Raw genomic sequence first — 8,592 nt, 5'->3', positions numbered from 1 at the left:
GCGGTACATCAAGCACCGGCGTATCACCGGCACCCTCTGGCTGACGGCCGACGTGCATTACACCTCTGCTCAGCACTACGCCCCGGAGCGCGCCGCCTTCAAGGACTTCGCACCGTTCTGGGAGTTCGTCTCGGGCCCGCTGGCCGCGGGTGGCTTCCCCGCCAACGCGCTGGACGGGACTTTCGGTCCTGAGCGGGTCTTCGTCCGGGCGCCGGACCGGGCGAACGTGTCCCCCATGGAGTCACCGCAGTTCTTCGGGGAGGTCGACATCGACGGCGGGAGCGGGGAGCTGACCGTGCGGCTCCGGGCGCAGGGCGGCACGGTCCTGTTCAGCAAGGCGCTGCAGCCGGGCCGTACCGGGCAGTGACGGTGCGCGGGCGGGAGGGCGGCGTGAAGCCGGACCGGGGGACGGCATGAAGCCGGGCCGTCGGCAAGCTCGGTGAGCACACGAAAAGGTGCTGAAGACGACCAGATACACACGTAACCCATCAGTCACAGTGCGTTCGTGATCAGGCAACACCGTTCGGTCACAGTGAAGGCATGACTGATGTGACATCCGCGAAGAGTGCCCGCCGCCCGTATCACTGGCGGCGGGACCTGATCGAACTGGCCGCGCTCTTCACGGCGGTCGCCGTGGCCGACGCGATCGCCAACCTGATCGGGCACCAGCCCGACGGCCCTTATCTGCTCATCGCCTCGGCCGTGGCCCTGGTGGCCACGGCCGCCTTCCACACCTGGTGGGCGCGACGGCACAGCCACGCACCGCCCCCGGACACCGGTACCGGCCCGGAGCACCCCTCCGAGGACGCCGACGAGGCGGGCGAAACGGTGCTGTGGCGGATGCGGACGACCGTGCGGGACACCCCCGGCACCCTGGCTGCCCTCTGCGTCGCCCTTGCACGCCACCGCATCGACATCCTCACTCTGCAGACCCATCCGCTGGCCGAGGGCACCGTCGACGAGTTCCTGCTGCGTGCGCCCGCCACGCTGCCGGCCCAGCGGCTCACCCGGGAGGTCTCCGCGGCCGGCGGTTCCTCCACCTGGATCGAGCGGGCGGACGCCCACGACCTGGTGGACACGCCCACCCGGCTCCTCGGGCTCGCCACCCGCACGGCGCTGGACGCCGCCGAGCTCCCGCTGGCCCTGCGCCAGCTCCTGGGCCGGTGCACCATCCACTCGCTGCCCGCCCTGCCGGTCGCCGGCCGTCCGGCCGCCGAGAACGCACCGGTGGAAGGCGTCCTGGAGGACACCGTGATGCGGCTGCGCGATCCGTCGGGCGGCGCCCTCACCGTCGAGCGCCCTTATCTCCCCTTCACCCCGACCGAGTTCGCCCGGGCCCGGGCCCTCGTCGAGCTCGACGCCAGGCTCGGCCCGCGCGTTCCGCGCAACGAGGACGTCCTGACCCTGCCCGAGGGCAACGAGATCACGGTGCGCCGCGCGGACCGCGGGGACCTCGACGCGGCCCTCGCCATGCACGGCCGCTGCTCCGAGCACACCCTCGGCCTGCGGTACCACGGTCCGGTCCGTGACGCCGACCGCTATCTGGACCATCTGCTGAGCCCGCGCTTCGGACGCACACTCACCGCGCAGACGGCCTCCGGCCGGCTGGTGGCGCTCGGTCATCTGCTCTGGGACGGGGACGAGACCGAGGTCGCCCTCCTCGTCGAGGACGACTGGCAGCGTCGAGGCATCGGCTCCGAACTCCTCGGCCGGCTGGTGGCCCTGGCCGTCGAGGCGGGCTGCGAGAGCGTGTACGCGGTGACACAGGCCCACAACACGGCGATGGTGGCCGCCATGCGGGCGCTCTCACTGCCCCTCGACTATCAGATCGAGGAGGGCACTCTGGTCATCACCGCCCGGCTGGCCGCGGCTCCTGCCCAGCCGTCCGGCCGGCTGACGGCGGAACCGGTGGCCCGCCCGGGAGCGTCGCCGACGTCCCGGCCGCTCCCCCGGACCGGGCAGGCGCAACAGGGCTTCCGCCACTGAGCGCCTGACACAGATCCGCCCAGAGGTCCTCGACGTCCTCGAGACCGACCGACATGCGCAGCAGGCGGTCACCGACACCCGCGGCCTTCCGGTCTCCCTCACCCACGATGCGGTGGCTGATGGAGGCCGGATGCTGGATGAGCGTGTCCACGCTGCCGAGGCTCACGGCGGGTGTGATCAGCCGGACTGCCGCGATGATTCCGTGGGGGTCCCCGAACACCTCGAAGGACACCATCGCCCCGCCCACCTCCGGGTAGTGCACGCGTGCGACGCGGGGGTCCGCCGAGAGCCTGCGGGCCAGTTCCGCCGCTGAAGCCGATGCGGCACGGATCCGTACCGGCAGCGTGGACAGCCCGCGCAGCAGCAGATAGCCGGCCATCGGATGCAGCACGCCCCCGGTGGCGAACCGCACCTGCCGCAGGACGGCGGCGAACTCCTCGTCGCAGGCGACGACACCGCCCATCACATCGCCGTGCCCGCCCAGGTATTTGGTGGCGCTGTGCAGCACGATCCGGGCCCCGTGTTCGAGCGGCCGCTGGAGTACGGGTGTGGCGAAGGTGTTGTCGACGAGGAGCGGCACGGAACCGCAGGAGTGCGCCACGGCCCGGATGTCGATCTCGGCCAGGGTCGGATTGGCGGGCGTCTCCACCATCACGAGACCGGTGTCCGGCCGGATCGCCTCCGCGATGCCCGCCGGGTCCGTCCAGGTCACCTCGGTGCCCAGCAGTCCGGCGCCCAGGAGGTGGTCGCTGCAGCCGTAGAGCGGACGCACCGCGACCACATGGCGCAGCCCCGGACTCGCGCGGGCCAGCAGGACGGCGGTGAGCGCCGCCATCCCGCTGGCGAAGGCGACCGCGCTCCCGGCGCCTTCCAGCCGGGCCAGTGCCGTTTCGAAGCGGGCAGTGGTGGGGTTGTCCAGCCGTGCGTACACGGGAGGGCCGTCGGGCCTGGCTCCGGTGGCGGCGAAAGCGTCGATGCGCGCGGCTTCGTCCCGGGAGTCGTACGAGGGGTAGGTGGTGGACAGATCTATCGGCGCGGCGTGCAGACCCTGGGAGGCGAGATCGTCGCGTCCCGCGTGCACGGCTTCGGTGGCGAGCGCCCTGGACCGGAAGGAGGGCTGGGATGTCAGCGAGGAGGCTTCGGTGTCCATGACACCAGACTGAACAGTGACCGCCTGAGGGGGCCCGTACGCCGTGCTACGTTCGCCCGATGCCCGAATCCGTCGTTCTGGACCCGGTCGACCTGCACATTCTGCGCCTCCTGCAGAACGATGCGCGGACGACGTACCGAGAGCTCGCCGCCGAGGTCGGCGTGGCACCGTCCACGTGTCTGGACCGCGTGGCACGGCTGCGCCGGTCGGGTGTGATCCTCGGGCACCGGCTGCGGCTCGATCCGGCGCGGCTCGGCCGTGGCCTGGAGGCGCTGCTGCTGGTCCAGGTGCGGCCGCACCGCAGGGAGCTCATCGGCCCGTTCGTCGAACGGATCAGGGCGCTGCCGGAGTCCCGGGCGTTCTTCCACCTCACCGGGCCCGACGACTATCTCGTGCACGTGGCCGTCGCGGACCCGACGGACCTCCAGCGCCTGGTGCTGGACGAGTTCACCTCACGCCGTGAGGTGGCACGTGTGGAGACCCGGCTGATCTTCCAGCAGTGGGAATGCGGTCCGCTGATGCCGCCCACGACAGGCACACCGGATGCGGCCTCCCCGAAGAAGCGTCCCGGCGCCTGCGCGTCGTAGAGGCCGTGGCGCAGGGGCCGCAGGAGATCTTCACCGGCCGAAGTCCCTTTCCCCGTGACGCGAAGGCTCTCGCCGTACGAGGATGTCCACATGTCAGACACATCGAGCAGCGCACTGCCGCGCCAGGTCGCCGACGCCTACGTCGACGCATACATCGAACTCGACCCGATCACCGGTACCTATCTCGGTGTCGCGGAAAGCTATCGCCGGCTGCCCGATTTCTCGCCCGCCGGGCAGGACGCCATGGCCGGACTCATGCGCAGCACCCTCGTGGAGCTCGACGCCGCAGAGCAGGCGCCGGGCGCGGACACCGACGAGGAGCGGCGTTGCGCACGGCTGCTGAGGGAACGCCTGACGGCCGAACTCGCCGTCCATGAGGCCGAGGAGGGGCTGCGGGCCGTTTCCAACATCCACTCCCCGGCCCACAGCCTCCGTGATGTGTTCTCGGCGACGCCGACGGCGACGGACGAGGACTGGGCCGCGGTCCTGGACCGCCTGCGGGCGGTACCGGACGCTCTGGAGGGATATCGAGCCTCGCTCGCCCTCGGACTGGAACGCAAGCTGCACGGCGGCCCGAGGCCGGCCGCGACCTTCATCGGTCAGCTCGGCAACTGGGCGGGAGAGGACGGCCCCGGCTTCTTCCAGGAGTTCGTGGCCGAGGGCCCCGGATCACTGCGCACGGAGCTGGACGAAGCCGCCGGGCAGGCCGCCGGGGCCCTGGTCGCGCTCCGGGACTGGATGCGGGACGTGTACGCCCCCGCGATCGAGGGTTCCCCCGACACCGTCGGCCGTGAGCGTTACGCCCGCTGGGCCCGCCAGTTCAACGGCACGGATCTGGACCTCGACGAGGCGTACGCGTACGGCTGGTCCGAATACCACCGGCTGCTGGCCGAGATGAGGGCCGAGGCGGACAAGATCCTGCCGGGTGCGGGGCCTTGGGAGGCGCTCGCCCACCTCGATGTCCACGGCAAGCACATCGAGGGCGTGGACGAGGTCCGGGTCTGGCTGCAGGGCCTGATGGACGAGGCCATCGAGGCGCTCGACGGCACACACTTCGAACTCGCCGAGCGCGTACGCAAGGTGGAGTCCCGGATCGCTCCCCCGGGAGGTGCCGCCGCTCCGTACTACACCGGGCCCTCGGAGGACTTCTCGCGCCCCGGCCGCACCTGGCTCCCCACCATGGGCGAGACCCGCTTCCCCGTCTACGACCTGGTGTCCACCTGGTACCACGAGGGCGTCCCCGGGCACCACCTCCAGATCGCCCAGTGGACGCATGTCGCCGACAGCCTCTCGCGTTACCAGGCATCGGTCGGCCAGGTCAGCGCCAACTCCGAGGGCTGGGCGCTGTACGCCGAGCGGCTCATGGACGAACTGGGCTTCCTGCCCGACGCGGAGCGCCGGCTCGGCTATCTGGACGCGCAGATGATGCGGGCCTGCCGGGTGATCGTCGACATCGGCATGCACCTGGAGCTGGAGATCCCCGCGGACTCGCCGTTCCACCCGGGTGAGCGGTGGACGCCGGCTCTGGCCCAGGAGTTCTTCGGCAGCCACAGCGGCCGGCCCGCCGACTTCGTGGAGAGCGAACTGACCCGCTACCTGTCGATGCCGGGGCAGGCCATCGGCTACAAGCTGGGCGAGCGGGCCTGGCTGCTGGGCCGGGAGAACGCCCGCAAGGCACACGGCGACGCGTTCGACCTGAAGGCCTGGCACATGGCGGCCCTGTCCCAGGGGTCGCTCGGCCTGGACGACCTGGTGGACGAGCTGTCCAGGCTCTGAGCCACGCGGGCCCGGGGGCCGGTGCGTGATCACCGGCCCCCGGAGCGGGGGCCCGGCGCCGGACCCCCGCCCCGCCCCTCCCCCCTGCCGACGTCCGAAGGACGATTCCCCCATGACCGCGCCCGGCTTCCTGTTCTGCTGCGACCCACTGCGTCCGCGGTCTCCCGATCCCCGGTTCGCCCAGGAGGCGGCTGCGGTCCGGCGCACCGGCGCGCGGGCCGTTCTCATCGATCATGACGCGCTGCTCGCCGGGGACGCGGAGCGCGCCGTCGCCGGGGTGGGGCGGGACTCGGGGCCGTACTGGTACCGGGGCTGGATGATTCCGTCCGCCCGTTACGCGGAGCTGGAGCGTGCGCTCGTCGCCCGTGGCTGCTCACTGCTCACCGACGCCTGTGCGTACCGGACCGCCCACGAACTCCCCGGCTGGTACGAGGCGTTCCGCGGGCTCACCCCGCGCAGCGTCTGGCACGCCCTGTCCGCCGAGGAGCCCTTGCCTGATCCCTGCCTCTGGCCGGACATCGCAGGGGCTCTCGGCTCCGGTCCGGGCATCGTCAAGGACTTCGTGAAGTCCCGTAAGCACGAATGGCATGAGGCGTGTTTCGTCCCGGAGCTGAGGGATACGGACCGGCTCGCCGCCGTCGTCGGCCGGTTCCTCGAACTGCAGGGGGACTTCCTGGCCGGCGGGGTGGTGCTGCGGGCGTACGAGCCCTTCGTGCCCGGCGGGGAGGCGCGGGTGTGGTGGGTGGACGGTGAGGCCGTGCGGGTGACGGCCCATCCGGACACGCCCGGCCGGGCGCCGGCGCCCGTCCTCGGCACCGTCGGCGAGGCCGTGCGCGCCCTCGGCTGCCGGTGGGTGACCACCGACATGGCACTGCGGGAGGACGGGGTGTGGCGGGTGGTCGAGGTCGGTGACGGCCAGGTCAGCGGCCTGCCCGCCGATGACGACGGCCAGGCCCTTTTCAGCGTGCTCCTCGGCCTCTGAGCCCACCCTGGGCACGGCCGGCGTGGGCACACCGGCTCAGCAGCCGCAGTCCTCGGCGTCCACGGGAGCGGTGAGAGGGTCGGCCGTACGCCGCTCCGGCCCCTCCCCGCTCTCGAAGGTGAATCCCTCGCGCACCCAGTACTCGAATCCGCCGAGCATCTCCTTGACCTGGTAGCCGAGTTCGGCGAGGGCCAGAGCCGCCTTGGCCGCACCGTCGCAGCCCGGCCCCCAGCAGTACGTGATCACGGGGACGGCCGGGTCGAGGAGGCCGGCGGCCTGCTCGGCGATGAGGGCGGTCGGCAGGTGCACCGCCCCGGGGACGTGCCCCTGGTCCCAGGAGGCGGTGGACCGGGAGTCCAGTACGACGAAACCGGGGTCGCCACCCGCCTCCAGGGCGTGGGCCACATCGGAGACGTCGGCGTGGAACGCGAGCGACGCGCCGAAGTACGCGGCGGCGGCAGCCGGGGAGGCGGGTGGGACGCGGAGGACGGAACGGGCGGTGGTGATGTTCTGTGAGGCCATGGCCAGAAAACTACGGCCGGTTCACCCTCGCCGGAAGCAGTGATCAACGGCACATCGCTTGTTCTCCCGGGGATTCCCCTGTTGCCTGGCGCCCATGACCGAATATTCCCCGGACGCCACGGACTGGCGCATCCTCGATGTCCTGCAACGCGACGGACGTGCGACGTTCGCCGAGCTGGCCCGCGCCGTGTCGATGTCACCGAGCGCCGTCACGGAGAGGGTGCGCCGTCTGGAGGAGATGGGCGTGATCAGCGGATACGCCGCGGTGGTCGACCCGGAACGGCTGGGTCTGCCGATTCTCGCCCTCGTACGGCTGCGCTACCCGAACGGCAACTACAAGCCGTTCCACGACCTGACGGACAGGACGCCGGAGATCGTGGAGGCTCATCATGTGACCGGCGACGACTGCTTCGTGCTGAAGGTGACCGCCAGGTCGATGCGTCATCTGGAGGAGGTCACGGGAAGGATCGGTACGCTCGGCTCCGTGACCACCAGCATCGTGTACTCCTCACCTCTCCCCCGTCGGCCGGTCAGCCGCTGAGTGTGCCGGCCGCCCGGTGGACCACCGCCGATCCGTGCCGTTCCTTCACCACCTCGAGCTGGACGGGGATGCGGCGGCGCAGGTCGGCCACGTGACTGACGATGCCGACACTGCGGTCGCGTTCACGCAGCGAGTCCAGGACGTCGAGCACCTCGTCCAGCGTCTGGTCGTCCAGGCTGCCGAAGCCCTCGTCGATGAAGAGCGTGTCCAGGCGCACGCCGCCCGCTTCGTCCGTCACCACGTCGGCGAGGCCGAGGGCCAGGGCGAGCGAGGCGGAGAAGGTCTCTCCGCCGGACAGCGTCGCCGTGTCGCGCTCCCGGCCCGTCCAGGAGTCGACGACGTGCAGGCCGAGCCCCGCCCTTCGTCCCCCGCTGCGCTCGTCCGAGTGCACCAGCGTGTAGCGGCCCGACGACATCCGCCGGAGGCGGGCCGTCGCCGCGGCGGCCACCTGTTCGAGGCGGGCCGCCAGCACGTACGCCTCGAGCCGCATCTTGCGCTCGTTGTCCGCCGAGGTGCCCGCGGTCAGGCCGGCGAGGCGGGCCACCCGTTCGTACTCCTGGCGCAGCGGCCCCAGGGCGCGCACCCCGTCCTCGGTGAGGCGTGAGAGCCGGCCGAGCTCCGCACTGCGCTCCTGCGCGGCGGCATGCGCGGCGGCGCTGTCGCGCAGCACCTTCCCCGACCGTTCGTACACGGCCCGCGCCGCGTCCGGGGCCGCGGGCGGGTGCCCGGCGGCCGCCCGGGCGTCCTCCTCGGCGAGCCGGTCCGCGACCGTGGCGGCCTCCGTCTGCCATACGTCGATCCGGCGCTGCAACTCCCGCTGCGCGGTGTCGCCGAGCCGCTTCGCGGCAGCGGCCTGCGGGGTGTCGAACCCGGCCCTGAAGGCGGCGTCGGCAAGCCTGCCGTCGGCCTCCTTGAGCCGTTCGGCGGCGCTCTGCTCGGCGCGGAGCGCTTCGGCGGCCCCGGCCAGCAGGCCGACGCGGCGCTCCAGCAGGCCCGCGTGCTCGGCGACCGAGGCGCAGTCCCCCCGGGCCTTCGCCAACTCGGCCTC

The 8,592-nt window shown here is 72.1% G+C and carries 8 protein-coding genes and 1 pseudogene; 6 read left to right on the top strand and 3 right to left on the bottom strand.

Translation table 11 applies throughout. From position 1 onward, the window contains the following. On the top strand, nt 1-367 hold a 367-nt coding region (locus tag VN520_RS20660; protein WP_325748418.1), incomplete at its 5' end, for an alkaline phosphatase D family protein. A gap of 173 nt (nt 368-540) precedes the next feature. Beyond that, a pseudogene (locus tag VN520_RS20655) lies at nt 541-1,914 on the top strand (GNAT family N-acetyltransferase); the annotation flags it as partial. Here the strand turns inward: VN520_RS20655 and VN520_RS20650 are convergent. Further along, nucleotides 1,850-3,136 carry a trans-sulfuration enzyme family protein gene (locus tag VN520_RS20650; RefSeq protein ID WP_325748417.1) on the bottom strand — a complete coding sequence of 429 codons (1,287 nt, stop codon included), beginning with the start codon at nt 3,134-3,136 and terminating at the stop codon, nt 1,850-1,852. The pseudogene VN520_RS20655 and the gene VN520_RS20650 sit on opposite strands and share 65 nt — an antisense overlap. 59 nt (nt 3,137-3,195) lie before the next feature. On the opposite strand from VN520_RS20650, the gene VN520_RS20645 reads away from it, so the two are divergent. The 3 genes from VN520_RS20645 (at nt 3,196) to VN520_RS20635 (ending at nt 6,481) form a co-directional block, all read left to right on the top strand. Next, a complete protein-coding gene (locus VN520_RS20645) occupies nt 3,196-3,723 on the top strand; it encodes an Lrp/AsnC family transcriptional regulator (RefSeq protein WP_325748416.1) in 528 nt (175 codons plus the stop codon). Between the two features lie 90 nt (nt 3,724-3,813). Next, a complete protein-coding gene (locus tag VN520_RS20640; RefSeq protein WP_325748415.1) occupies nt 3,814-5,499 on the top strand; it encodes a DUF885 domain-containing protein in 1,686 nt (561 codons plus the stop codon). A gap of 112 nt (nt 5,500-5,611) precedes the next feature. Beyond that, entirely contained in the window at nt 5,612-6,481 is an 870-nt protein-coding gene (locus VN520_RS20635; protein ID WP_325748414.1) for an ATP-grasp domain-containing protein, read from the top strand. A 36-nt stretch (nt 6,482-6,517) separates the two neighbouring features. Here the strand turns inward: VN520_RS20635 and VN520_RS20630 are convergent, their stop codons facing one another. After that, complete coding sequence (locus VN520_RS20630) at nt 6,518-7,003, bottom strand: rhodanese-like domain-containing protein (RefSeq protein ID WP_325748413.1); 486 nt, start codon at nt 7,001-7,003, stop codon at nt 6,518-6,520. A 94-nt stretch (nt 7,004-7,097) separates the two neighbouring features. On the opposite strand from VN520_RS20630, the gene VN520_RS20625 reads away from it, so the two are divergent. Further along, entirely contained in the window at nt 7,098-7,544 is a 447-nt protein-coding gene (locus VN520_RS20625; protein ID WP_325748412.1) for an Lrp/AsnC family transcriptional regulator, read from the top strand. Here VN520_RS20625 and VN520_RS20620 read toward each other — a convergent pair. After that, on the bottom strand, nt 7,534-8,592 hold a 1,059-nt coding region (locus VN520_RS20620), incomplete at its 5' end, for an SbcC/MukB-like Walker B domain-containing protein (RefSeq protein ID WP_325748411.1). The two genes, VN520_RS20625 and VN520_RS20620, sit on opposite strands and share 11 nt — an antisense overlap.

The organism is Streptomyces sp., from assembly GCF_035563135.1.
Taxonomy (GTDB): domain Bacteria; phylum Actinomycetota; class Actinomycetes; order Streptomycetales; family Streptomycetaceae; genus Streptomyces.
The sequence above is the reverse complement of the archived record's forward strand: the minus strand, read 5'-3'. Positions and strand labels throughout refer to the sequence as shown.

Excerpts from the sequence above, each read along its gene's own strand:
- VN520_RS20650 (WP_325748417.1), bottom strand. The coding sequence starts at position 3,136 with ATGGACACCGAAGCCTCCTCGCTGACATCCCAGCCCTCCTTCCGGTCC.
- VN520_RS20645 (WP_325748416.1), top strand. The coding sequence starts at position 3,196 with ATGCCCGAATCCGTCGTTCTGGACCCGGTCGACCTGCACATTCTGCGC.
- VN520_RS20640 (WP_325748415.1), top strand. The coding sequence starts at position 3,814 with ATGTCAGACACATCGAGCAGCGCACTGCCGCGCCAGGTCGCCGACGCC.
- VN520_RS20635 (WP_325748414.1), top strand. The coding sequence starts at position 5,612 with ATGACCGCGCCCGGCTTCCTGTTCTGCTGCGACCCACTGCGTCCGCGG.
- VN520_RS20630 (WP_325748413.1), bottom strand. The coding sequence starts at position 7,003 with ATGGCCTCACAGAACATCACCACCGCCCGTTCCGTCCTCCGCGTCCCA.
- VN520_RS20625 (WP_325748412.1), top strand. The coding sequence starts at position 7,098 with ATGACCGAATATTCCCCGGACGCCACGGACTGGCGCATCCTCGATGTC.